20 protein-coding genes are annotated in these 23206 nt (G+C 70.8%); 10 read left to right on the plus strand and 10 right to left on the minus strand.

The window, feature by feature from the left end; genetic code table 11:
- Position 1: 1 nt before the first annotated feature.
- Entirely contained in the window at positions 2 to 1354 is a 1353-nt protein-coding gene (gene mshA, locus OHA03_RS12200) for a D-inositol-3-phosphate glycosyltransferase (protein ID WP_267003575.1), read from the minus strand.
- Positions 1355 to 1536: 182 nt separating this feature from the next.
- Here mshA and OHA03_RS12205 point away from each other — a divergent pair, with 182 nt between their 5' ends.
- From OHA03_RS12205 to OHA03_RS12215, 3 genes are all read left to right on the plus strand, one after another.
- The gene (locus tag OHA03_RS12205) at positions 1537 to 2313 is read left to right on the plus strand and encodes a class I SAM-dependent methyltransferase (RefSeq protein WP_267003577.1); all 777 of its coding nucleotides are present in this window, start codon (positions 1537 to 1539) and stop codon (positions 2311 to 2313) included.
- A 216-nt stretch (positions 2314 to 2529) separates the two neighbouring features.
- On the plus strand, positions 2530 to 3603 hold the full coding sequence (locus OHA03_RS12210; RefSeq protein ID WP_267003579.1) for a C40 family peptidase: 1074 nt from the start codon (positions 2530 to 2532) through the stop codon (positions 3601 to 3603).
- A 314-nt stretch (positions 3604 to 3917) separates the two neighbouring features.
- Positions 3918 to 5258 carry a PP2C family protein-serine/threonine phosphatase gene (locus OHA03_RS12215; RefSeq protein WP_267003581.1) on the plus strand — a complete coding sequence of 447 codons (1341 nt, stop codon included), beginning with the start codon at positions 3918 to 3920 and terminating at the stop codon, positions 5256 to 5258.
- On the opposite strand, the gene OHA03_RS12220 is transcribed toward OHA03_RS12215, so the two are convergent.
- The 4 genes from OHA03_RS12220 to rox form a co-directional block, all read right to left on the minus strand.
- Positions 5240 to 5578: a DUF2516 family protein gene (locus tag OHA03_RS12220; RefSeq protein ID WP_030977789.1), complete on the minus strand. Its 339-nt coding sequence runs from the start codon at positions 5576 to 5578 to the stop codon at positions 5240 to 5242. The genes OHA03_RS12215 and OHA03_RS12220 overlap by 19 nt on opposite strands.
- 113 nt (positions 5579 to 5691) lie before the next feature.
- The gene (locus tag OHA03_RS12225) at positions 5692 to 6300 is read right to left on the minus strand and encodes a hypothetical protein (protein WP_267003584.1); all 609 of its coding nucleotides are present in this window, start codon (positions 6298 to 6300) and stop codon (positions 5692 to 5694) included.
- Positions 6301 to 6327: 27 nt separating this feature from the next.
- Positions 6328 to 6768, minus strand: a complete 441-nt coding sequence (locus OHA03_RS12230) for a helix-turn-helix domain-containing protein (protein ID WP_267003586.1) — start codon at positions 6766 to 6768, stop codon at positions 6328 to 6330.
- 146 nt (positions 6769 to 6914) lie between these two features.
- A complete protein-coding gene (rox, locus tag OHA03_RS12235) occupies positions 6915 to 8342 on the minus strand; it encodes a rifampin monooxygenase (RefSeq protein ID WP_267003588.1) in 1428 nt (475 codons plus the stop codon).
- A 615-nt stretch (positions 8343 to 8957) separates the two neighbouring features.
- Here rox and OHA03_RS12240 point away from each other — a divergent pair.
- Together OHA03_RS12240 and OHA03_RS12245 are read left to right on the plus strand one after the other, a co-directional pair.
- A complete protein-coding gene (locus OHA03_RS12240) occupies positions 8958 to 9314 on the plus strand; it encodes a VOC family protein (protein ID WP_267003590.1) in 357 nt (118 codons plus the stop codon).
- Between the two features lie 364 nt (positions 9315 to 9678).
- Complete coding sequence (locus tag OHA03_RS12245) at positions 9679 to 12069, plus strand: excinuclease ABC subunit UvrA (RefSeq protein ID WP_267003592.1); 2391 nt, start codon at positions 9679 to 9681, stop codon at positions 12067 to 12069.
- Positions 12070 to 12281: 212 nt separating this feature from the next.
- Here the strand turns inward: OHA03_RS12245 and OHA03_RS12250 are convergent, their stop codons facing one another.
- Both OHA03_RS12250 and OHA03_RS12255 read right to left on the minus strand, forming a co-directional pair.
- Positions 12282 to 12842, minus strand: a complete 561-nt coding sequence (locus OHA03_RS12250; RefSeq protein ID WP_267003594.1) for a GNAT family N-acetyltransferase — start codon at positions 12840 to 12842, stop codon at positions 12282 to 12284.
- A gap of 71 nt (positions 12843 to 12913) precedes the next feature.
- On the minus strand, positions 12914 to 13798 hold the full coding sequence (locus OHA03_RS12255; protein ID WP_267003596.1) for a sigma-70 family RNA polymerase sigma factor: 885 nt from the start codon (positions 13796 to 13798) through the stop codon (positions 12914 to 12916).
- A 97-nt stretch (positions 13799 to 13895) separates the two neighbouring features.
- On the opposite strand from OHA03_RS12255, the gene OHA03_RS12260 reads away from it, so the two are divergent.
- A complete protein-coding gene (locus tag OHA03_RS12260) occupies positions 13896 to 14666 on the plus strand; it encodes an SDR family oxidoreductase (protein WP_267003598.1) in 771 nt (256 codons plus the stop codon).
- A gap of 329 nt (positions 14667 to 14995) precedes the next feature.
- A complete protein-coding gene (locus OHA03_RS12265) occupies positions 14996 to 15802 on the plus strand; it encodes an SGNH/GDSL hydrolase family protein (RefSeq protein ID WP_267003600.1) in 807 nt (268 codons plus the stop codon).
- A 93-nt stretch (positions 15803 to 15895) separates the two neighbouring features.
- On the opposite strand, the gene OHA03_RS12270 is transcribed toward OHA03_RS12265, so the two are convergent.
- The gene (locus OHA03_RS12270; RefSeq protein WP_323181196.1) at positions 15896 to 17482 is read right to left on the minus strand and encodes an MFS transporter; all 1587 of its coding nucleotides are present in this window, start codon (positions 17480 to 17482) and stop codon (positions 15896 to 15898) included.
- Here OHA03_RS12270 and OHA03_RS12275 point away from each other — a divergent pair.
- The 3 genes from OHA03_RS12275 to OHA03_RS12285 all read left to right on the plus strand — a co-directional run bounded on the left by OHA03_RS12275 (position 17454) and on the right by OHA03_RS12285 (position 20873).
- Positions 17454 to 18008, plus strand: coding sequence for a helix-turn-helix domain-containing protein (locus tag OHA03_RS12275; RefSeq protein WP_267008024.1), 555 nt, complete (start codon positions 17454 to 17456; stop codon positions 18006 to 18008). The genes OHA03_RS12270 and OHA03_RS12275 overlap by 29 nt on opposite strands.
- 114 nt (positions 18009 to 18122) lie before the next feature.
- Positions 18123 to 19970, plus strand: a complete 1848-nt coding sequence (locus OHA03_RS12280; protein WP_267003604.1) for a prolyl oligopeptidase family serine peptidase — start codon at positions 18123 to 18125, stop codon at positions 19968 to 19970.
- An 81-nt stretch (positions 19971 to 20051) separates the two neighbouring features.
- Entirely contained in the window at positions 20052 to 20873 is an 822-nt protein-coding gene (locus OHA03_RS12285) for an SURF1 family protein (RefSeq protein ID WP_267003606.1), read from the plus strand.
- Positions 20874 to 20950: 77 nt separating this feature from the next.
- Here OHA03_RS12285 and OHA03_RS12290 read toward each other — a convergent pair whose 3' ends face one another.
- Positions 20951 to 22300: a hypothetical protein gene (locus OHA03_RS12290; protein ID WP_267003608.1), complete on the minus strand. Its 1350-nt coding sequence runs from the start codon at positions 22298 to 22300 to the stop codon at positions 20951 to 20953.
- Complete coding sequence (locus OHA03_RS12295; RefSeq protein WP_267008025.1) at positions 22297 to 22872, minus strand: SigE family RNA polymerase sigma factor; 576 nt, start codon at positions 22870 to 22872, stop codon at positions 22297 to 22299. The genes OHA03_RS12290 and OHA03_RS12295 overlap by 4 nt, the downstream gene beginning before the upstream one ends.
- Positions 22873 to 23206: the final 334 nt, after the last annotated feature.

The following is a 23206-nucleotide window of genomic DNA, read 5'->3' on the forward strand; positions in this document are numbered from 1 at the left end:
GTCAGCCGTGGTGCACGCGTACGCGACGGCGGTGCTCGTGCAGCGCGGCCGTGTAGACATCGGCGGTCGCGGACGCCGCCGTGTCCCAGCCGAAGCCCTGCGCATGCGCGGCGGCCGTCGCACCCATCCTGGCGACGAGCTCCGGCGACTCGGCGAACCGGGCCAGCTGCTGCGCGTACGCCTGCGGGTCGTGCCCGGGGATCAGGAAGCCGCTGGCCCCGTCCCGCACCGCCACCGGGAGTCCGCCGACGGCCGCCGCGACGACCGGGGTGCCGGCCGCCTGCGCCTCTATGGCGACCAAGCCGAACGATTCGCTGTACGAGGGCATGACCAGCACGGACGCCGCCCGGAACCAGTCGGCGAGCTGGTCCTGCCCGACCGGCGGGTGAAACCGTACGACATCCGCGATCCCGAGCCGCGCGGCCAGCTTCTGCAGCCCCTCCGGCTTGGCGAGCCCGCTGCCGCTGGGACCACCGACCACCGGTACGACCATCCGGGACCGCAGCGACGGATCGCGGTCCAGCAGCACGGCCACCGCACGCAGCAGCACATCGGGGGCCTTCAGCGGCTGGATACGGCCGGCGAAGAGCGGGACGAAGGCGTCCTGGGGCAGTCCGAGGCGGGCCCGGGCAGCGGCCCTGCCGTCGGCGGGGCGGAAGCGTTCCAGGTTGACCCCCGGGTGGACGACGGCGACGGCCGCCGCATCGGCCTCGTAGAACCGGACGAGCTCGTCCGCCTCCCCCGCGGTGTTCGCGATCAGCCGGTCGGCGGCGCTGACGATCTGGGTCTCGCCGATGACCCGGGCGGCCGGCTCGGGGGTGTCGCCCTCGGCGAGCGCCGCGTTCTTCACCTTCGCCATGGTGTGCATGGCGTGCACGAGAGGGACGCCCCAGCGCTGCGCGGCGAGCCAGCCGACATGGCCGGAGAGCCAGTAGTGGGAGTGGACCAGGTCGTAGTAGCCCGGGCGCTGACCGGCCCAGGCCTGCATCACCCCGTGGGTGAAGGCGCAGAGCTGGGCGGGCAGGTCCTCCTTGGCCAGACCTTCGTACGGCCCCGCGTCGACGTGCCGCACCAGGACGCCGGGCGCCAGCTCGACCGCCGGGGGCAGGGCGCCGGTGGTGGCCCGGGTGAAGACTTCCACCTCGATGTTGATCGCGGCGAGCCGTTTGGCCAGCTCCACGATGTAGACGTTCATGCCGCCCGCGTCGCCCGTGCCCGGCTGGTGCAGCGGGGAGGTGTGCACGGAGAGCATCGCGATGCGACGCGGTTTGCGGTGACTGCCGGGGAAGGCGCCGGGAAACCTCAGGCGTGGTGCCATGCGGTTGCTGCCGAGCCGAGAGACGTACTGGCTCACGTCGTCCGGTCCTCCTCGCTCGGGGCATGACAGTGAAAGGGCATGCGCCCCCTCGGAAGCCTGGAACAGCGGAACGCACCCTTTCATTTCCGCTTCCGTCTCTGTTTTGCCAAATCATTACGATCAGCCACGGCGCGTCACCGCAGCCCGCCCGGGCCCGCGGGATCGTTAGGCTCGCTGTCATGCGCCCCATCGGCACCGCGACCCGCGGGACCACCAACCCGAACCGGCTCCGCCGCATGGACCGCTGGATCGCCGCCACGCACGGCCCCGCCCTGCGCCGCTCCGACTCCCCCGTCGCGGTCGACCTCGGATACGGCGCCGCCCCCTGGACCGCCGTCGAGCTGCTGCAACGCCTGCGCACCGCCGAGCCGCGCACGGCGGTCGTCGGCATCGAGATCGATCCGGAGCGGGTCGCGGCCGCGAAGCCGTACGAGCGCGAGGGGCTCACCTTCGTCCACGGCGGCTTCGAGATCCCGCTGACCGGCCGCCCCACCCTCATCCGGGCGGCGAACGTGCTCCGCCAGTACGACGAGGGTGAGGTCGCCGCGGTCTGGCGGCGGCTGTGCGCCCGGCTCGCCCCCGACGGGCTTCTGGTGGAGGGCACCTGCGACGAGATCGGGCGCCGCCATGTGTGGGTGGCGCTCGGCCCGGAAGGCCCGCGCACGGTCACGTTCGCAACCCGCCTCGGCTCCCTCGACCGCCCCTCCGACCTCGCGGAACGCCTCCCCAAGGCGCTGATCCACCGCAATGTGCCGGGCGAACCGGTCCACGCGTTCCTGCGCGACTTCGACCGGGCGTGGGCCGCGGCGGCTCCGTACGCCTCACTGGGCGCGCGGCAGCGTTGGATCACCGCGGTGCGCACGCTGTCGGGGGACTGGCCTCTGACGGACGGGGTACGGAGGTGGCGGCAGGGCGAAGTCACGGTGAAGTGGGCCGCGTTGCGGCCCGAGCGGTAGCCGAGCACGCGCGGACCGATGGCTCGACGGGCGTCGATGGGCGGCCCGACAGGCGCTGAACCGGCGAAGTTCGGGGCGCATCCGGGAACACGGACGCGACGCCGTTCGTCCGAGATGACGGGGAATGCCTCTGTTGCTTTTCGGTACGGCATGGCACGATCGCGACGCCGCGAAAAGTTACTGACGGTAAGTCAGATCTGCTCGGAGGGGGAGCTTGTGAACCGACGTCACTGTGCCGCTGCCGCGATCACTCTGGTCTGCGCTCTGGCCGTACTGACCGTGCCGACCCAGGCCTTCGCCACACCCGGACCGCCTTCCCCCTCCCACTCCCCCACCGCACCGGCAGCTCCGCAGCGGAAGAGCCTCGAAGAGGTACGCAAGGAGATCGACGCCCTCTACCGCAAGGCCGGGACGGCCACCGACGCGTACAACCTCGCCGAGGAGCAGGCAAAGAAGCAGTCCGGCGAGATCGTCAAACTGGCACAGGCGATCGTCGCGGGACAGGCGAAGATCGCCGACCTCAAGAGCAGGGCGGGCGCCCAGGCCCGCGAGCAGTACCGCACCGGCGGGCTGCCGCCGGGCGCGCAGATGATGCTCAGCGACGACCCGCGGATGTTCATGGACGGCGTGAACAGGGTCTGGCAGGGCCAGCAGGCCGCCAAGGGGGTCCTCGGCGAACTGACCAGGACCCAGGAGGACTTGGAGACGTACACCAAGGACGCGAGCAGCAACTGGAAGAAGCTCGAGGCCAACCGTCTGAAGCAGGCCAAGGCCAAGAAGCGGATCAACGGGCAGATCGCAGCGGCGAAGAAGCTCGAATCGCAGCTGGAGAAGGAGGAGCGGGCACGCCTCCTCAAGCTGGAGCAGGAGGCGGAGTACAAGGCGCAGACCGCCTGGCTCGGCTCCGGCGCCCTCAAGGAGATCAACCGCGAGGCGAGCGCGCACGGCAAGAAGGCGGTGGCCTTCGCGACGGCCCAGATCGGCAAGCCGTACGTCTGGGGGGCCGAGGGGCCCGGATCGTACGACTGCTCGGGGCTGACGTCCCAGGCGTGGGCGGCGGCGGGACGGCCGATCCCGCGCACCTCGCAGGAGCAGTGGCGGCAGCTGCCGCACATCGCCGTCAAGGACATGCGCCCCGGCGACCTGATCATCTACCACAGTGACGCCAGCCATGTGGGGATGTACATCGGCGACGGCGCCATCGTGCACGCACCGCGCCCGGGGCGGAACGTGACGCTCGCGGGGGCGGGCTCGATGGAGATCCTCGGGGTGGTTCGCCCGGACCGGTGACCGGTCCACGCCGGTACGGATACGGGCGGCCCCGCGCGAGTGACCCGGACCACCCGCTCACTCCCCCGCGCCGTGAGGCACGCCACCCGCGCCCACGCCGCAGGGGTGATGTTCGTCATGACCCTCGGACCACTCATGGGCGCGCATTTCTCGCCGGATCCGTGACGGGACGCGGCTTATGGCTCCGCATATGCCGGAGGGCAGATGACATTCGCCATTCCGTTCGCATGTCCAGTACCGCTATCGTCCCGGTCTGGTGGGTCGTCGATCGTCGTTCCGCCGCGCCCTCGGGGGGAGGGAAGGAAACCGAACCTATGCCCGTACCCGTACCGCAGCAGCGTGTCGCTCCCACTGCGGAGGCCACCCACGTCGCCCACCTCACCCTCCTGGTGATCGAGGACGACCCGGCGGGCACCTTCACCGTCCCCGAGCTCCCTGCCGCGGCCGGCACCCGGGTCCGCGTCCGGACCGCCCGCAATCTGACCGAGGCGGGACGGCTCCTCACGGACGACGTCGACTGCATCCTGCTGGACCTGTCCCTGCCGCCCAGCAGCGAGACACGCGCCGACGAGGGGGCCGCCGAGCTCGCCACCCTCAAGCACGTCCTGCGCATCGCACCGCGCCACGCCGTCCTCGCGCTCACCGCGGAGGACGACACCGAGCTGGCCGCCGAGGCGGTACGCGTCGGCGCCCAGGACTACCTCTTCCGCGGCGAGCTCGACGGGCGGCTGCTCACGCGCGCCATCCGCTACGCCGTCGAACGCAAACGCGCCGACGTCGCGCAGCACCAGCTCACCGAGTCGAAACTGCGCGCCCAGGAGAACGCCCGGCTGGAACGCGGGCTGCTGCCCACCCCGCTGCTGCAGGGCTCCGATCTGCGGTTCGCCGCCCGCTACCGCCCCGGCCGCAGCCGTGCGCTGCTCGGCGGGGACTTCTACGACACGGTCCGCACTCCCGACGGCACCGTCCACGCGATGATCGGTGACGTCTGCGGCCACGGCCCGGACGAGGCGGCGCTCGGCGTCGAGCTGCGCATAGCGTGGCGGGCGTTGACGCTGGCAGGACTCTGCGGCGACGAACTGCTCTCCACGCTCCAGCAGGTTCTGGAGCACGAACGGGAGAGCGAGGAGATCTTCGCGACGCTCTGCACCGTCGACATCACCCCCGACGGCCGGCGCGCCGGGCTCTGCCTGGCGGGCCACCCGGCCCCGCTGATCACTCGTCACGGACGGGCGGCGCAGCTGCTCCCGTACGAGGACGGCGGCCCGGCGCTGGGTCTGCTGCCGCATGCCCGCTGGCCGCGCCGCCAGGTCGAACTGGGCGGGTCGTGGAGCCTGATGATGTACACGGACGGGCTGATCGAGGGCCGCGTCGGGCCGACCGGAACCCAGCGGCTCGGCCAGGAAGGGATGCTCGCGATGATCAACCGCCAGCTGGCGGAGGGGCTCGGCGGCGAGGCGCTGCTGGAGGCGGCCGTCGCCGAGGTGCGCGAGCTGAACGGCGGCGAACTCACCGACGACGTCGCGGTCCTGCTGCTCGACCGCGACCGGAGCACCGACCGGAGCCGCAAGGGTGATCGGGGCCGGAGCGCGTCCCTTCCACGCCCCCGCCCCGCAACGGCGTCACCCGTGAGCGCTCAACGACCGCCGTTGTAGGGCCCGTACGGACCGTCGCTGCTGGAACCACCGCGCCGGCCGCCGCCGCCACCGGAGACCGCCTTCAGCGCGGGCCGTACGTCGACCATGAAGACGATCGACGCGACCGCGCCCGCAAGCTGCAGGAACAGCATCGGCACGAAGAGGTTCACGGCAACGGTGATGCCGAGAATGATCAGCCAGAAGGACTTCTTCTGCTTGTCCGCGGCGCGGTACGCATCCTCGCGTGCCGTCGCTGCCAGGAACAGCGCGACCACGGCCAGGACGAGCATGATCAGGTAGAGCAGCCAGACAAGTGTGCTGAACCCCGTGAGCAACATGGTGTGCACCGCCTAATGAATGGATGAGCGCCTCGCCGCCAAGGTACCGGGACAACGAGCCGGCCACCCCGAAAGGTGCCCGGCCCGCGCCCCGGTACACATCGGCCGTGGCGCTACTTGGCGGTCGGCGGCGTGGGCTTCTTCGCCACGGGCTTGCGCGCGGGCGTCGCCGGCTTCTTGGCGGGCGTGCCGGAGGTCCGGGTCTCCGCCTTGGCAGCGCTCTTCGGCTCGCTCTTCGCGGCAGGCGCCGGCTTCGGCTCGGACTCCCGCCGCGGCTCGACCACGACGGCGATCTCGACAAGATCCTCGGCGGTCTCGCCACGCCACGTCTTCACGGTCTGCTCGCCGCGCTCGGCGACCTTCTCGTACGTCTCCCGGGCCCGGACCGCGTACTCCGCGGCCACGCCCAGGCTCCGCAGGGCCAGGTCCTGAGCGGACTCGCCGAGCTTCTTCAGATCGGTGTCGAGCGACCCGAGCACCTCGGTGACCTTGGCCTGCACGGTGGCCTGTGCCTCCTTGGCCTGCGTGGTCACCTTCTCCTGCACGGCCCGCGGGTCGGCGTTGCGCACGGCCTCGAACCGCTCGGGCGCCTCGGCCCGCAGCTGCTCGATCAGCGCCGGGACCTTCCGCGCCTGCTCGACGGCGAGGTCGGCCGTACCGGCGGCGAAGTAGAGAGGGGTGGGGTCGGTGAGGGTCTTACGCAGGTCATCGGTGATGGCCATGACTGTGGTCCTCCCGGATCATCAGACTCAGTTTGAGGGTGGTGAAGGCTTTGAAGCTGTATCGGCATCTGTGCCGTCGGCGCTGAGGCCGGATTCGTCATCGGTGTCCCCGGAGCCGGATTCGAACCCGTTCTCCTTGCGGAAGGAGTCGTAGATCTGCAGCAGCACGTTCTTCTGCCGCTCGTTCATGGACGGATCGGCCAGGATGACCGCCCGGGTCTCCAGCTCCCCCCGCTCCCGCTCGTCCAGAATCCCGGCCCGCACATAGAGGGTCTCCGCGGAGATCCGCAGCGCCTTGGCGACCTGCTGCAGCACCTCGGCGCTCGGCTTGCGCAGCCCGCGTTCGATCTGGCTGAGATACGGATTGGACACCCCGGCAGCATCGGCGAGCTGCCGCAGCGAGAGCTGAGCAGTGCGGCGCTGCTCGCGCAGGTACTCGCCGAGATTGCCGACGTTGAGTGATGCCATGACTCGATAGTGCGCCATCACTGCTAACTATTGCAAGCACATGCTTGCAATAGTGTCCTGAGTCACGGTACGTGACCGAACGAGTCCGAACGCGACAGGTGTCGTACGTGCAGGACGCCTGTCGTGTCCCGCCTCATCCGACGCGTTCAGCCGACCGTAGCGCCGAACCACCTCGGCATCCGGCTGAGCAGATCTGCCTGATCTTCACCGACCCACGCCACGTGGCCGTCCGGCCGCAGCAGCACCGCGGGCACGTCCAGTTCCTCACTGACGTCGACTACGTGGTCGACCCGATCCGCCCAGCCCTCCACCGAGAGCCGGCCGGTGCCGTCGAGCAGCAGGCCGCGGCCGCCGTGCATCAGCTCGTAGAGGCGCCCCTGCTTCAGCTTCACGTCCCGCATCCGCCGGCCCAGCAGTTCATGGCCCTCGCCGAAGTCGTAGCGGACCCCGACCGCGGTGATCATCCCGGTCACGTACCGGTTCACCTCCTCGAAGTCCATCAGCGTCGAGAACAGCTCCCGCAGCGCGGTCGCACCCGGATCGGTCCCCAGCAGCGTGATCTGCGCGCGGGTGTTGTCCAGCACGCGGGCGCCGACCGGGTGCCGTTCGTCGTGATAGCTGTCCAGCAGCCCCTCCGGTGCCCAGCCGTTGACCTCGGCGGCCAGCTTCCAGCCCAGGTTGAACGCGTCCTGCAAGCCGAGGTTGAGCCCCTGCCCGCCGGTCGGCGGGTGGATGTGCGCCGCGTCGCCGGCCAGCAGTACCCGGCCGACCCGGTAGCGCTCGGCCTGCCGGGTGGCGTCGCCGAACCGGGACAGCCGGCGCGGCGAGTGCACACCGAAGTCGGTGCCCGCGACCGCCCGCAACTGCTGCTTGAACTCCTCGAGGGTCGGCGCGGTCGCACGGTCCTCGGCCACGCCGTCGGCGGGCACGATGACGCGGTGCGTCCCGTCCCCGTTGGGGATGGTGCCGAACCGCAGCTGGGTCTTGCGGACCTCCGCGACGACGGCGGCCACCGTCGCCGGATCCTCGGCCATCTCCATGTCGCCCAGCAGCGTCTCGACCCTGGCGGGCTCGCCGGGGAAACCGACGCCGAGCAGCTTGCGCACCGCACTGCGGCCGCCGTCGCACCCGACGAGGTGGCGCGAGCGCAGGTGCGTGCCGTCCGCCAGCTCGACGGTCACCCCGTCCTCGTCCTGGCTCAGCCCGACCACTTCGCAGCCGCGCCGGATCTCGGCCCCGAGTTCGAGGGCACGCTCGTTGAGCAGCCGCTCGGTGACCGGCTGCAGAGTGGAGAGGCCGTACGGGTGCGCTGTGTCCAACCGGTCCGGCCACGGCTTCTGGATGCCACCGAAGAAACCGCCGACCTGGAACTTCTCACTGACCGCGAGGAACCGGTCCAGCAGGCCGCGCTGGTCCATCATCTCGACGCTGCGCGTGTGCAGGCCGCGCCCGCGGGACTCCCCGGTCGGCTCCGTCAACTTCTCCAGCACGATCACGTGCACTCCGGCCAGCCGCAACTCGCCGGCCAGCATCAAGCCGGTCGGTCCGCCGCCGACCACGATCACGTCAATCATCAAAACGCCCATTCAACGAGATTGGATTTCGGCCGGCGGCTCCGCGCGGTCCGGCGGCGCACACATCCGCACCTCCGCGCCGAGTTCCCGCAACCCGTACGTCGGCAAAAACAGACGCACTTCACGGATCCCTGATTTCCGCAGGTTCTGGCCTCGGCCGACGATTCTGCGGCACGCCCCGGGTCTTGCCGCAAGGCCCCCCGTGCGCTATAAGTTGAGAGTGGCAAGGAGTGGATTACCTCCTTGCCTTTTCTTTTTGTCGCCCGCCGTGGACGGACAACCTCCTCGCGAAGCGGCGGCACTCGACGAAATACGTCTTCGTTTGCGGCATCCTCGGAATGACAGTTCCGCGCGCGACGGCAGGGATCCCGTCGTGCGTCGCGAAACAGGCGGCCGAACCGATCAGGATTCGAGAAGCGCGGACCCCCGAGCCGCAGCTAGCGTGACCGCGCAGAGGTGATTCCGGTGGTTCTCCTTCTCTTGCGGGCTGGACCCGGTCAAGACGAACGGCCAACGGCGAAATCACCATCCGGGGCGATGGGCTGCCGATTTCCGGACTTCCCTTTCGCACCTGCGCCGGACAATCCCACCGGACCCACGACTTCAGGAGTGACCATGACCGACTCTGCCACCCAGGGAATCAAGACCGTGCTGCATCCCGTCTCCGACCTGGCGGCGGCCAAGAAGGTGTACGCCGCCCTGCTCGGCGTACCGCCACAGGCCGACGAGTCCTACTACGTCGGCTTCGAGGCCGCGGGCCAGCACATCGGGCTGGTGCCGGGCGGTGGGCCGCAGGGCATGACCTCACCGGTGGCCTACTGGCACGTGCCGGACATCGAGGCGAAGCTGGCCGAGGTGACGGCCGCGGGTGCCACCGTGAAGGAGCCCGCTCACGACGTCGGTGGCGGCCGCCTGGTGGCCACCGTCACCGACCCCGACGGCAACGTCCTCGGGCTGCTTCAGGACCGATGAGCGCCGACTGAGTGCCGACCACCCGCTCCCGCGCCCTGGTCCACCCGCGCGGTGTCCGTGATCGAGGGCGAAGTCGAGGTCCTCGGGATCGACGCTCTGAGGCAGGAGCGGGATGGCCGGTTCACCGCGCACACCGGCCTCGACCCGCGTGCGTCGGTCCACCCTGTACCGCTCGTTCCGCATCGCCCCCGCGCGCCGCCGGCTGGTCCGACACCTCGGCGGGCGGGACGCGTCGCCCGGAACCAGAGGTTCCACGGACCGAAGCAAATGAGAGTCGGACGTACTGCTCGAATTTTGGTTGGATCGAGCCAGGCGACACCGACGGAGACCGCGAAAGCGGGCCCGCCCAACAGATGGAGACACCATGAGCCCGGCCAAGAGGAAGAACACGCAGTCGCCTGCGCTGCACGCTGCCGACAGCCACGATCTGCTCCGCGTGCACGGCGCGCGCGTGAACAATCTCAAGGACGTCAGCATCGAGATCCCCAAGCGCCGCCTGACGGTGTTCACCGGCGTCTCCGGCTCGGGCAAGAGCTCGCTGGTGTTCAGCACGATCGCCGCCGAGTCGCAGCGGATGATCAACGAGACCTACAGCGCCTTCGTGCAGGGCTTCATGCCGACGCTGGCGCGGCCGGAGGTCGACGTACTCGAAGGGCTGACGACCGCGATCATCGTCGACCAGCAGCGGATGGGGGCCGACCCCCGCTCCACCGTCGGTACCGCCACCGACGCCAACGCGATGCTGCGCATCCTCTTCAGCCGGCTCGGCAAGCCGCACATCGGCCCGCCCAGCGCGTACTCCTTCAACACCGCCTCGGTCCGGGCGAGCGGTGCGATCACCGTCGAGCGCGGCGCCAAGAAGACGGTGAAGGCGACCTTCAACCGCACCGGCGGCATGTGTACGCGCTGCGAGGGCCGCGGCTCGGTCTCCGACATCGATCTCACCCAGCTCTACGACGACTCCAAGTCGCTCGCCGAGGGTGCGTTCACCATCCCCGGCTGGAAGTCGGACAGCCAGTGGACCGTGGGGCTCTACGCCCAGTCGGGCTTCCTCGACCCGCAGAAGCCGATCCGCAGGTTCACCAAGAAGGAAATGCAGGACTTCCTCTACGGCGAGCCGACCAAGGTAAAGGTCAACGGTGTCAACCTCACCTACGAAGGGCTGATCCCCAAGATCCAGAAGTCGTTCCTGTCCAAGGACAAGGAAGCGATGCAGCCGCACATCCGTGCCTTCGTGGAGCGTGCGGTCACCTTCACGACCTGCCCCGAGTGCGACGGCACCCGGCTCAGCGAGGGGGCCCGGTCGTCGAAGATCAAGCGGATCAGCATCGCCGACGCCTGCGCGATGGAGATCCGCGACCTGGCCGAATGGATCCGTGACCTCGACGATCCGTCGGTGGCGCCGCTGCTCACCGCGCTGCAGCACACCCTCGACTCGTTCGTGGAGATCGGTCTCGGCTACCTCGCGCTCGACCGGCCGTCGGGCACGCTGTCGGGCGGCGAGGCGCAGCGCGTGAAGATGATCCGCCACCTCGGCTCCTCGCTCACCGACGTCACCTACGTCTTCGACGAGCCCACCATCGGCCTGCACCCCCACGACATCCAGCGCATGAACGGCCTGCTGCTGCGGCTGCGGGACAAGGGCAACACGGTGCTGGTCGTGGAGCACAAGCCCGAGGCCATCGCGATCGCCGACCACGTCGTCGACCTCGGCCCCGGCGCCGGTACGGCGGGCGGCGCCGTCTGCTTCGAGGGCACCATCGAGGGGCTGCGGGTCAGCGGTACCGTCACCGGCCGCCACCTCGACGACCGGGCCGCCCTCAAGGAGACGGTGCGCAAGTCCACCGGCACGCTGGAGATCCGGGGCGCCACCCGCCACAACCTGCAGGGCGTCGACGTCGACATCCCGCTCGGGGTGCTGTGCGTCGTCACCGGCGTCGCCGGCTCCGGCAAGAGCTCACTGATCCATGGCTCCGTGCCCGCCTCCGCGAGCGTGGTGTCGGTCGACCAGGCGCCCATCCGCGGCTCGCGACGGAGCAACCCGGCGACGTACACCGGACTGCTCGACCCGATCCGCAAGGCGTTCGCGAAGGCCAACGGCGTGAAGCCGGCCCTGTTCAGCGCCAACTCCGAGGGCGCCTGCCCCAACTGCAACGGCGCCGGCGTCATCTACACCGACCTGGCGATGATGGCCGGGGTGGAGACCACCTGCGAGGACTGCGAGGGGAAGCGGTTCCAGCCATCGGTCCTCGAATACACCCTCGGCGGCCGCGACATCAGCGAGGTGCTCGCGATGTCGGTGACCGAAGCCGAGGAGTTCTTCGGCGCCGGCGAGGCGCACACACCGGCCGCGCACAGAATCCTCGACCGGCTCGCCGACGTCGGGCTCGGCTACCTCAGCCTCGGCCAGCCGCTCACCACGCTGTCCGGCGGCGAACGGCAGCGGCTCAAGCTGGCCACCCACATGGCCGACAAGGGCGGCGTCTACGTCCTCGACGAGCCGACCACCGGCCTCCACCTCGCCGACGTCGAGCAGTTGCTCGGCCTGCTCGACCGGCTCGTCGACTCCGGCAAATCGGTCATCGTCATCGAGCACCACCAGGCGGTGATGGCGCACGCCGACTGGATCATCGACCTCGGCCCCGGCGCCGGTCACGACGGCGGCAAGATCGTTTTCGAGGGCAAACCGGCCGACCTCGTCGCCGACCGCTCCACCCTCACCGGTGAACACCTCGCGGACTACGTCGGCACCTGACCGAGGCCCTCGCGACATCAGGCACCTCGAGGGCGGCGAGATCGGTGGGGAGGACACCGAAGCCCGGCAGACTTCGCCCGCGGTGGAGGAGTTCATGACGCGGTCGGGCGGGAAGCGGGGCGCCGCGTTCGCCGCCCCGGGCGCGGACCCGGGGGGCGTGGCGGCCACCACGGCAGCGACGAGCGGGTTCTGCACAGGCGGGGGCGCCGGGCTCAGGACGTCTGCCTGCCCGCCCGCCACTCCGGTGCAAGCACCGACCAGATCTCCTCGTCGTGCCGCTTCCCCCGGTACAGGTAGCTCGCCCGCAACACGCCGTCCTTCGTCATCCCGAGCCGCCGGGCCACGGCGATGCTGGCCTCGTTCGTCGACGAGACCCACCACTCCACGCGGTGGATGCCCCGCTCCTCGACGGCCCAATCGATGATCACACGCGCGGCCCGGGTCACCAGCCCCTTGCCCACCGCCGACGGCTCCAGCCAGCAGCCCGCCTCGGCGGTGCCCTGCTCGATGTCCATGGTGCGGAGGAGGACCGCGCCGACCAGCTTGTCGCCCGTCCAGATGCCGTGGAGCCGCCCGGCGTCGGCGGCGGTCTTCTCCGCGTACGCCTGGAGGAACGCCCGGCTCGACTCCAGGTCCCTGACGACATCGGGCAGCGCGTTGTGCTGCCCGATGAACTCCCGCCCCCGGTCGATGTGGGCCAGGAACTCCTCGGCCCGCCACGGCTCCAGCGGGCGCAGCTCGGCGCCGTCGTCACCCAGGGATATCGCGTACATCGTCACCTTCGACAGTCGGAAGCAGCGCACTACACAGGGATCTTCCCACTGGCCGCGTGACCGGCGACGCCTCAGTGGTCGAGGACTGCCAGGTCGAGCTGGTGCAGCCGTTCGGGGTCGGACAGTACGTCGATGGCGACGGTCCTGCCGTCCGTGACGGTGAAGGCCATGACGGACAGCGGCCTTCCATGGGCAACGACCACGACTCCGGCAGCCCCATTGATGAGCGCCGGGCGTGCGAACGGCGACAGCTGACCGAAGGTGAGCGCCTGGCCGGCCACGGTCCGTGCGCCGTGGAGCACGGCCGTGTGGCGGGCGCCGGCGACGCCGCCGTCGGACCGCAGCACGACGTCGGGATCGAGTACGGCGACGAGCGCGTCGAAGTCGCCGTCGCGAGCGGCGGCGAAGAACGCGTCGACGGCTTCGCGTTGGCGGATGAGATCGGGGTCGGGAACCGGGGCCCCTCCCTGCACCCGGCGGCGGGCGCGGCTCGCGAGCTGTCTGGTCGCGGCCGGGGTCTTCTCGACCATCGGGGCGATCTCGTCGAAGGGCACGGCAAACATGTCGTGCAGTACGAACGCGAGCCGCTCAGCCGGTGTCAACGACTCCAGCACCACCAGCATCGCCAGCCCGACCGAGTCGGCCAGCAACGCCTCCTGCTCGGGATCGACCCCGTCCTCGTGGCTGATGACCGGGTCCGGCATACGTATCTCGAGAGGTTCTTCGCGCCGCTGCTCACGCGCGCGCAGCATGTTCAGACAGACCCGTGCCACCACCGTGGTCAACCATCCGGCGAGGTTCTCGACGCCGCTGGTCCCGGCGCGATCGAGGCGCAGCCAGGTTTCCTGAACGGCGTCATCGGCCTCGCTGAGCGAGCCGAGCATCCGGTAGCCGACCGCCCGCAGACGAGACCGGTGTTCCTCAAAACGCTCCGTCAGCAGTGCGTTGTCGTCCACGTGTCACATTCCTTCGTCGCGGCGGGTCAATGCAGTGGACCCACGGAACCCCGACTGATCCAACCGGGAGATCGGCTCCCGTACGAGCGAATTGGAGATGACCGTGACGACCTCACCCATCCTGGTCACCGGTGGCACGGGCACCCTGGGGGGCCACGTCGTACCGCTTCTGCGGCAGGCCGGCCGCGACATTCGTGTCCTCAGCCGGCACAGCCGCGAGTCCGGGGGCGGCATCGAGTACGTGACCGCTGACCTGCTCAGGGGCGAGGGCATGGAGCCCGCAATGGATGGGGTCGAGACCGTGCTGCACCTTGCGGGCGGCCCCAAGGGCGATGACGAGGCGACCCGCAATCTGGTGCGGGCCGCGTCGCGGGCCGGGGTGCGGCACCTGGTGTACATCTCGGTGATCGGGGCGGACAAGGTACCGCTGGGCTGGTTCCGGACCAAGCTCGGCGCGGAGCGCGCCGTGGCCGACTCCGGCCTGGAGTGGACGACGCTGCGTGCCGCCCAGTTCCACGACCTGGCCCTCGATGTGGTGGAGAAGATGGCGAAGCTGCCGGTGGTCCCGTGCCCGGGCGGACTCCGGTTCCAGCCGGTCGACTCGCGCGAGGTGGCGGCCCGGATCGTGGAACTCACCCTCGGCAGGCCCGCCGGCCTGGTGCCCGATCTGGCGGGGCCGAAGGTGTACGGGATGGCCGATCTGGCCCGCGGATATCTGCAGGCGCGCGGCAAGCACCGGTTGATGATGCCGGTGCGTATGCCGGGAAAGGCCGGCCGCGCGTACCGGGCCGGCGAGAACCTGTCTCTTGAGGGGGCTGTGGTGGGGCAGCGGACCTGGGAGCAGTTCCTGGCGGAGCGGGTGGGTTAGTACCCTCGACGAGTTCTCCGTCACTGCCGGTCACCGCCCACACCCGGTCGGGGCCGGCCCGGATGCAAACGGCCGGGTCAGGCCTGACCCGGCGGGACGTCGCCGCCTCCCCCACGTCACGTGGATCCCTGGCCACACATCCCAACGGCCTTTATTTCATAGGCAGTTGCAGGTTCATCTACGCGCAGAGCCATGCCTACCGAACGATCATTCGGGCATATCCGGCGAGTTCTTGCGCGTCTATTACCGGCCGGTACCCACAGCTGCTAGAAACGTGCTCGCTCACTCAACCCCCCACCCACCCCCCACACTTCGGAGGGCTGACAGTGATGTCAGTACGGAGATTCTGGGCGTCCGCATCCACTCTGGTCCTCGCAGCCTCGGCCGCACTGGGCGTTGCCCAACCGGCCTCGGCAACCTCCGCGGCCGCCGCCGGCGGGTACGTCGCTCTCGGCGACTCCTACTCGTCCGGCGTCGGCTCGGGAAGCTACATCTCCGACAGCGGCGACTGCCATCGGAGCACCAAGGCCTACCCCTACCTCTGGGCCACCCAGAACTCACCGTCCTCGTTCGCCTTCGTGGCCTGTTCGGGGGCCACGACGGGTTCGGTGGCGAGCAGCCAGCTGGGCGCCCTGAGTTCGTCCACCACCCTGGTCAGTGTCACGGCGGGCGGCAACGACGTCGGCTTCGCCGATGTCATGGAGGACTGTGTTCTGTACAGCGAGGCCACCTGCCTCAGCAGCGTGGACGCGGCTGTCTCGCAGATGCAGAACGCACTGCCGTCCGGCCTCGGTTCGCTCTACGGCTCCATCCGCTCACGCGCCTCGCAGGCCCATGTGGTGGTGCTGGGATACCCGCGCTTCTACCGGCTGAGCGGGGACTGCATCGCCGGTCTCTCCGAGACCGAGCGCTCCGCCATCAACAACGCGTCCGACGTACTGAACAGCGTCATCGCCCAGCAGGCAGCCAATGCCGGGTTCACATTCTCCAGCGTGGTCGACGAGTTCACGGGGCACGAGTTGTGCTCCGGCAGTCCGTGGCTCAACAGCGTGGCTGTCCCCGTCTACGAGTCGTACCACCCCAAGTCCGCAGGGCAGTCGGGCGGTTATCTGCCCGCCTTCCACTCAGCCGCGTAATTCGCACGTACGCAGCCCTGTGTGAGATGGCGGTCCACCGGCACGTCTCCGGTGGACCGCCTCTCTGTCCCGTTCCGTTCCGTCCGTTACGTGTCAGGCGCGGCCCGAGGCGCCCGGCCGGGGCAGTGCGAGGGCGGCCGCCGCGGCGAGTACGGCGATGGCGGCCGCCGCCCACCAGCCTTGCCGGAACGCATCGAGCGCCTCGGCCGGGCCGTCCGGGGTGGCGAGCAGCGTGACCATCAGGGCCACGCCGAGCACCGAACCGGTCTGGCGGGCCATCGTGGTGACGGCCGATCCGGTCGCGAACCGGGTGGGCGGCAGGGCCGCCGCGGCCGCACCGACCAGAGTGGGCAGGGCGAAGCCGACGCCGATACCGGTGATCAGCATGCCGGGCAGGAGTCCGGCCACGTAGTGCGGGGCCGTATCGAGCGCGACGGCCCACCAGCCGAGGCCCACGGCGAACAGCAGGCAGCCGAGCGCCGCCGTACGGCCCGCGCCGAGGCGGCGGAGCATGGGGCCCGACGTGACGGCGAGCACCGGTACGACCAGGGGCCCGGGAGCGATGGCCAGTCCGGTACGGATCGCCGAGTAGCCCCACACCTGCTGGCACCAGAGCACCGAGGTCAGCAGCATCGCCGCGAACGCGACGGAGAAGAGCAGCGCAGCGAGGGTCGCCGCCGCGAAGGCCGGGGTACGCAGCATCGGCAGTTCGACGATCGGTGCGCTGTGCCGGGCCGAGCGCAGCCAGAACGCCCCGGCGAGGACGACCGTCGCGACGAGCGAGCCGATCACCTCCGGCGAACCCCAGCCCCACGCATCCGACTTGACCAGGCCGAGCGCGAGTGCGCCGATGGCGAGCGTGAGCAGCGCGGCGCCGGCCAGGTCCGGCAGCCGTCCGTCGCGGTCCGGGCGCACATCGGGCAGCAGCCGGGCCCCGGCCACCAGGCCGACCGCACCGACCGGCACGTTGACGAGGAACACCCAGCGCCAGTCGGCCTCCACGAGCAGCCCGCCGATCACGGGACCCAGACCGGCGGCGATACCTCCGATCGCCGCCCAGCTGCGAATGGCCTGCGGCCGGCGCTCCGGCGCGGTGTTGACCAGCAGCAGCGCCAGCGAGGTGGGCATCAGGGCGGCGGCTCCGGCCGCCTGCAGGGCACGGGCGGCGACCAGCCAGCCGACCCCGGGGGCGACGGCGCACAGCGCGGAGGCCACGGTGAAGGCCGCCAGGCCGAGGAGGAAGCCGCGCCGGTGCCCGTACCGGTCCGCGAGCCGGCCTGCGACGACGAGCAGCGCGGCGAAGACGATCGCGTACGCGTTGAGCACCCAGGACAGCGAGGCGAGCGAGCTGCCGTCGAAGGAGTCACCGAGGGCGGGGACGGCCACGTTGACGATGAACAGGTCGAGGTTCACGACGAAGACCCCGGCCGAAACGATCCAGGCCGTCGCGCGGGATCCAGTGGATGGACTCTTCGCGGACCCGTTCGCCGAGCCCTTCGCGGGCCTGTTCGCCGCGGGCGGCCCGGACTCCGCGGGCGGGGCGGACGGCCCAGGGTCGGCCGCACCTGCGAGTGAGTTTGATTTTCCAACTGTCATGACGGCAAGGTAGCGCCAGTAAGTTTGAGATGGCAACCTTGTAGGGGTGAGTGCAATGAATGGTTCCGGCAGCCGTATCGACATCGGCACACTGCCCGGCCGCCCGTGTTCCGCCGCCGCCACACTGCAGGTGGTGGGCGAGAAGTGGGCGCTGCTAGCGGTCCGCGAGATCTTCTTCGGCAATCACCGGTTCGAGGCGATCGCCCGGAACACCGGCGCACCCCGGGACCGGCTCGCGGCCCGGCTGCGGTCACTGGAGCACGCCGGGGTGGTCGAGCGGCGCCCGTACAGCGAACGGCCGCTGCGCCACGAGTACCACCTGACCGAGGCGGGCCGGGACCTCGCTCCGGTGATCCGCGCCCTGCTGGACTGGGGTGACCGCTGGGTGCACGAGGAGCCGCCGGTCGTCATGGTCCATGAACCGGTGGCCACCACGGGCGCGGAGAGCCCTGGCGAGGGCGAGGACGAGGGCGCACACGGCCACGACCTGGACGCCGCGTGGATCTGCCGGACCTGTGGCGAGGAGGTCGTGATGAACACCCTCACCGTCGACGTCCGCTCCCCCGGCTGGGGCCGGGCCGGCCCCGCACCCGCACCGGCGACACCCTGACAGCCCATCAGCCGTACGGCGTGCGCGACGCCGGCCCGCGGCCGGCCAGGGAGTTGTCCACAGGCTGCGGACGATACGAGCCGAGTGTGCGGCCCCCGGCGCAGAATGGGGGGCATGACTGAGATCACTGGCTCGACGACCGATTCCGTTCCGGCGCTGACGACCGACTCCGTTCCGGAGTGGGAGCAGCGCTTCCGGGCGCCCCGGGTGTCGTTGCCCGACTGGGCGGAGGACGCGCCGGACCGTGCGCTGTTCGTCTCCAACGCGACGGGGACGTACGAGCTGTACGCGTGGGACCGGTCGACCGGGGAGCAGCGACAGGTCACCGACCGGCCGAACGGGACGACGGACGGGATACTGACGCCGGACGGCGAGACGATCTGGTGGTTCAACGACACCGACGGCGACGAGTTCGGGGTGTGGATGCGTCAGCCGTTCCACGGCGGCAATGGGAGCGGACGGGCGGCGGACGAGCCCGCGGCCCCGGGGCTCGAGCCCTCGTACCCGGCCGGGCTCGCGATCGGGCGGGACGGGACGGCGGTGGTCGGCCGGTCGACCGATGAGGACGGGACGACGATCCATGTCGTACGGCCCGGGGCTCCACCCGTCGAGATCTACCGGCACCGCGAGTCGGCGGGCGTCGGGGACCTGTCGCACGACGGGACGCTGATCGCCCTGGAGCACACCGAGCACGGCGACGCGATGCATTCGGCGCTGCGCGTGGTGCGGCAGGACGGGACAACGGTCGCCGAGCTCGACGACACCAAGGGCGGTACGCAGGAGCTGGGCCTGTCGGTGCTGGGCTTCGCGCCGGTGGCCGGGGACACCCGGCTGCTGGTCGGACATCAGCGGCGGGGCCGCTGGGAGCCGATGATCTGGGACCCGGTGGCGGGGACGGAGACGGATCTTGCGATCGATCTGCCCGGTGACGTGGGCGCCGAGTGGTATCCGGACGGCTCCGCGCTGCTGATCGTGCACGGCTTCGAGGCCCGCAGCGACCTGTGGCGGTACGAGCCGGCGACCGACAGCGCTCCGGTACGGGTGGAGACACCTGCCGGATCGGTGTCGGGTGCCACGGCCCGGCCGGACGGCACCGTGGAGTACCTGTGGTCGTCCGCCGCTCAGCCCCCCGCCGTGCGGTCCACGACGGGTGCGGTGGTGCTCGATCCGCCGGGTGCGAAGGCTCCGGCGTCCGTGCCGGTGGAGGACGTGTGGGTCGACGGGCCCGGCGGCCGGATCCACGCGCTCGTGCAGCGGCCCGCTGCCCCGGCCGAGGGCCCGTTTCCGACCGTCTTCGAGATCCACGGCGGCCCGACCTGGCACGACAGCGACGCCTTCGCGTCCGGGCCCGCCGCCTGGGTGGACCACGGCTACGCGGTCGTCCGCGTCAACTACCGCGGCTCGACGGGGTACGGGCGGGCCTGGACGGACGCGCTCAAGCACCGGGTCGGCCTGATCGAGCTCGAGGACATCGCGGCGGTCCGGGAGTGGGCGGTGAAGTCCGGGCTGGCGGACCCCGCGAAGCTGGTCCTGGCCGGGGGTTCGTGGGGCGGCTATCTGACGCTGCTCGGCCTCGGTACGCAGCCGGAGGACTGGGCGCTGGGCCTGGCCGCGGTCCCGGTCGCGGACTACGTCACGGCGTACCACGACGAGATGGAGGCCCTGAAGGCGATGGACCGCACGCTGCTGGGCGGTACGCCGGAGGAGGTGCCGGAGCGGTTCGAGGCCTCGTCCCCGCTCACGTACGTCGACGCCGTGCGGGCGCCGGTCTACATCTCGGCGGGGGTCAACGACCCGCGCTGCCCGATCCGCCAGGTCGAGAACTATGTGGACCGGCTGAAGGCCCGGCAGGCGGTGCACGAGGTGTACCGGTACGACGCGGGGCACGGCTCGCTCGTCGTCGAGGAGCGCATCAAGCAGGTACGGCTGGAGCTGGACTTCGCCCGGCGCCACCTCGGGTAGCGGGCACCCCGGCCACCGGGGGTGGTGCCGTCGGCGGCACCCCGCTCCGGGGTTCCGGAGCGGGGACCGTACCGTGGAGGGGTGTACCGGTTCCTGCTGACCCCGCGATGGTGGGGGATCAACCTCTTCGCCGTACTGGCCATCCCGCTCTGCGTCTTCATGGGCACCTGGCAGCTCGGCCGCTTCGAGGACCGCGTGCAGTCGCACGAGCAGGCCACGAAGCAGCCGGCCCCGGGGGCGAGAGCGGCAAAGCCTCTCGATGATCTGCTGCCGGTCGACACGGTGACGTCCGGCCGCCCGGCCACCGCCACCGGCCGGTACGCCGACCAGTTCCTGGTGCCCGGCCGGGAGTTGGACGACAGGAGCGGCTTCTACGTCCTGAACATGCTGCGCACCGACGGCGGCAAGGCCCTTCCGGTGGTACGCGGCTGGCTGCCCGGCAAGCCCGGGCACGCCCCGGTGCCTGCCGCGCCGACCGGCGAGGTCACGGTGACCGGCGACCTCCAGGCGTCCGAGAACACGGGCACCGACGGCGTCGACACGGCGGGAGGCCTCCCCGACGGACAGCTCGGCATGATCAGCGCCGCGTCCCTCGTCAACCTCGTGCCGTACGACGTGTACGACGCATGGGTGACACTCCAGGACACCGAGAGCAGCGGCGGCGCCGAAGGCAGCGCGCTGCGCCCCGTACCGGCCGTGGCACCGCAGGGCAGCGGTCTCGACCTGAAGGCGTTCCAGAACCTCGGCTACACCGGCGAGTGGTTCGTCTTCGCCGCTTTCGTGCTCTTCATGTGGTTCCGGCTGGTCCGCCGCGAGGCGGAGGCCGCGCGGGACGTGAAGCTGGGCCTCGTGCCCGACACGGACGCGGACGCGGGCACGCACGCGGGTACGCGCACGGCCTGAGCCGTCCCGGCTTACGCACGCACGTGAGGGGGCCCGCCGGTTCGACCGGCGGGCCCCCTCACGTATGCGTCATGGTGCTAGGCCGTCGGTGCGAGCACGCCCGTCCGGTAGATCGTGCCCGCGCAGGCGTTGGGGATCTCCGTCTCCGCGACCGGCGCCCCGGGCTCCGGGGTGTGCGTCACAGCGACGCTGCCGTCGAGCGTCGTGCCGCCGTCCTCGCTGCCGAGCTGCACCTCCGTCTGCGACGTGCTGCCGTCACCGGTGCCGTCGGAGGTACCCGCCGCACCGTCGGTCGGGGTCGGGGTCGGCGACCCGCCGGAGGTCGGACAGGTGTCCTTCGGGACCCAGGCGAACTGCACCTCGTACGCCATGGCCGGCTTCAGCAGCACTGTGCCCGCCTCCTGCGACGGGTCGGGCAGACCGGCCGCCGCGTCGCCCGCGGTGTGCTGCACGACGTCGATCTTGGCCGGGTCGGCCGCGCCCATCGCCTGGAAGCCCACGGTGCCACTGGTGGTCACCGAACACTCCGTGCCGGAGATGTTCGAGATGCGGAAGCTGCCGTACACCGTGCCGTCGGCACCGGCCGCGCCCGTCTGGGCCGAGACGACGCCGAGCTGGCCCGGATCGCAGACCGGCATCGAGGCCGCCGCGCTGTCGGCGGGGCCCGCACCACCGGTGGCCGCGTCGCCGGCGGTGCCCTGGCCACCGGTGTCCGAGTGGCCGCCGGTGCCGTTCGGGTGGCCGTTGCCGCCGGTGCCCTGTCCGCCGGCGGTGCCACCACCGGCCTTCTCGCCGGCTGCCGAGCCGGTGTCGGAGCCGCTGCCGCCCTGCGCCTGCTCGCCGTGCGCGGCGATGGCCGGGCTGGCGGTGCTCGAGCCCTCGGAGTTGGCGACGTGTACGAACGCGGGGATCGCGGTGCCGATGAGCAGCGCCGCCGCCGCCATTCCGACGACGGCCTGCCGCTTCTTGGCGCGCCGCGCGGGGACGGCGCGCTTCAGATGGTCGAGGGTGCCGTCACCGGGTTCGAGGCCCTCGACAGCGCCCCGCAGCAGACGGCGCAGGGCGACCTCGTCCAGGTCCGAACCGGAGTCGTCGAAGTCGCCGGAACCACCGGAGCCCCCGGAACCGCCGGAGCCGCCACCGGCACCCCGGCCCGATCCTGCACCCTGGCCCACGCCCGATACCGCGCCGAAGAGGGCCGTCAGGCCGGCGAGCCGTTCCGTTTCGGCGCGGTCGTCTCCCCCGTCCTCCGTCTCCGGCACTCCCTCGACGGACACGGCGTCCGTATCCTGGTGCCCGTCCGAGTTCACGTTCGGCGCGTTCGGCGCGTTCTCCGGCCCGTGGTTCACAATTCCGTTTCCAGTCCGGTCGATCTCACGCTCGTGCGTGCGTTCCTGCGCGGGGTCCTTGTGCTCGCGCCAACTCATGCCTGAGCCTCCATCACGGCGCGCAGCGCCGCGATACCGCGGGAGCCGTACGCCTTGACCGAACCCAGTGAAATCCCCAGCGTCTCGGCCACCTGGGCCTCGGTCATGTCCGCGAAATACCGCAGCACCAGCACCTCCCGCTGGCGCCGTTGCAGCCCCCGCATCGCTTTGATCAGCGCGTCCCGCTCCAGCTGGTCGTACGCACCCTCCTCGGCGCTCGCCATGTCGGGCATCGGCTTGGAGAGCAGCTTCAGCCCGAGGATGCGGCGGCGCAGCGCGGAGCGCGACAGATTGACGACCGTCTGGCGCAGGTACGCGAGTGTCTTCTCCGGCTCACGTACCCGGTTCCGCGCCGAGTGCACGCGGATGAACGCCTCCTGCACCACGTCCTCACACGACGCGGTGTCGTCCAGCAGCAGGGCCGCGAGCCCGAGCAGCGAACGATAGTGGGCGCGGTAGGTCTCGGTGAGATGGTCGACCGTAGTACCGGCTGCCACTGTCTCCTCAGCGCCCCCGCGCTGCGACGGCAGCTGGGCCGGGCGCGCAGCGGGCATGGGCGCAATCACCGGCATACCGCCGGGTGCGCGGGGCCGCCGGAGCGGACGCACGGTAGCGCCTCGCAACGGGCCCACCACTGTGATTTCGAGAACCTCTGCCACGCCAGTTGGACACGCGTCCCCCCGTCAGGGTTGTACGCGTGCGGCACCGCGTTTGACGCTGTGCGACATGCCCTCATACGTACCTGCTCTTCCACAAATGCCCCGTTTTCGCGCCCCACCACCCGCGAAGTGACGGCATAGACGCGCGCTGCCCGACTGCTGGTTCCAGCGGGCCGAAAGGTCATCGTCGGACACCGCAACGCCCCAGCTCAAGAGGTTCAGACCAGCAAGTTGCTCACAAGGGCTT

It is taken from the genome of Streptomyces sp. NBC_00154, assembly GCF_026342835.1.
GTDB lineage: Bacteria > Actinomycetota > Actinomycetes > Streptomycetales > Streptomycetaceae > Streptomyces.

Excerpts from the sequence above, each read along its gene's own strand:
- OHA03_RS12260 (WP_267003598.1), top strand. The coding sequence starts at position 13,896 with ATGACCGTGACGACCTCACCCATCCTGGTCACCGGTGGCACGGGCACC.
- OHA03_RS12275 (WP_267008024.1), top strand. The coding sequence starts at position 17,454 with ATGAATGGTTCCGGCAGCCGTATCGACATCGGCACACTGCCCGGCCGC.
- OHA03_RS12245 (WP_267003592.1), top strand. The coding sequence starts at position 9,679 with ATGAGCCCGGCCAAGAGGAAGAACACGCAGTCGCCTGCGCTGCACGCT.
- rox (WP_267003588.1), bottom strand. The coding sequence starts at position 8,342 with ATGATTGACGTGATCGTGGTCGGCGGCGGACCGACCGGCTTGATGCTG.
- OHA03_RS12270 (WP_323181196.1), bottom strand. The coding sequence starts at position 17,482 with ATGTCGATACGGCTGCCGGAACCATTCATTGCACTCACCCCTACAAGG.
- OHA03_RS12220 (WP_030977789.1), bottom strand. The coding sequence starts at position 5,578 with ATGTTGCTCACGGGGTTCAGCACACTTGTCTGGCTGCTCTACCTGATC.
- OHA03_RS12230 (WP_267003586.1), bottom strand. The coding sequence starts at position 6,768 with ATGGCATCACTCAACGTCGGCAATCTCGGCGAGTACCTGCGCGAGCAG.
- OHA03_RS12205 (WP_267003577.1), top strand. The coding sequence starts at position 1,537 with ATGCGCCCCATCGGCACCGCGACCCGCGGGACCACCAACCCGAACCGG.
- OHA03_RS12250 (WP_267003594.1), bottom strand. The coding sequence starts at position 12,842 with ATGTACGCGATATCCCTGGGTGACGACGGCGCCGAGCTGCGCCCGCTG.
- OHA03_RS12295 (WP_267008025.1), bottom strand. The coding sequence starts at position 22,872 with ATGCCGGTGATTGCGCCCATGCCCGCTGCGCGCCCGGCCCAGCTGCCG.
- OHA03_RS12265 (WP_267003600.1), top strand. The coding sequence starts at position 14,996 with ATGTCAGTACGGAGATTCTGGGCGTCCGCATCCACTCTGGTCCTCGCA.
- OHA03_RS12225 (WP_267003584.1), bottom strand. The coding sequence starts at position 6,300 with ATGGCCATCACCGATGACCTGCGTAAGACCCTCACCGACCCCACCCCT.
- OHA03_RS12280 (WP_267003604.1), top strand. The coding sequence starts at position 18,123 with ATGACTGAGATCACTGGCTCGACGACCGATTCCGTTCCGGCGCTGACG.
- OHA03_RS12215 (WP_267003581.1), top strand. The coding sequence starts at position 3,918 with ATGCCCGTACCCGTACCGCAGCAGCGTGTCGCTCCCACTGCGGAGGCC.
- OHA03_RS12240 (WP_267003590.1), top strand. The coding sequence starts at position 8,958 with ATGACCGACTCTGCCACCCAGGGAATCAAGACCGTGCTGCATCCCGTC.
- OHA03_RS12290 (WP_267003608.1), bottom strand. The coding sequence starts at position 22,300 with ATGAGTTGGCGCGAGCACAAGGACCCCGCGCAGGAACGCACGCACGAG.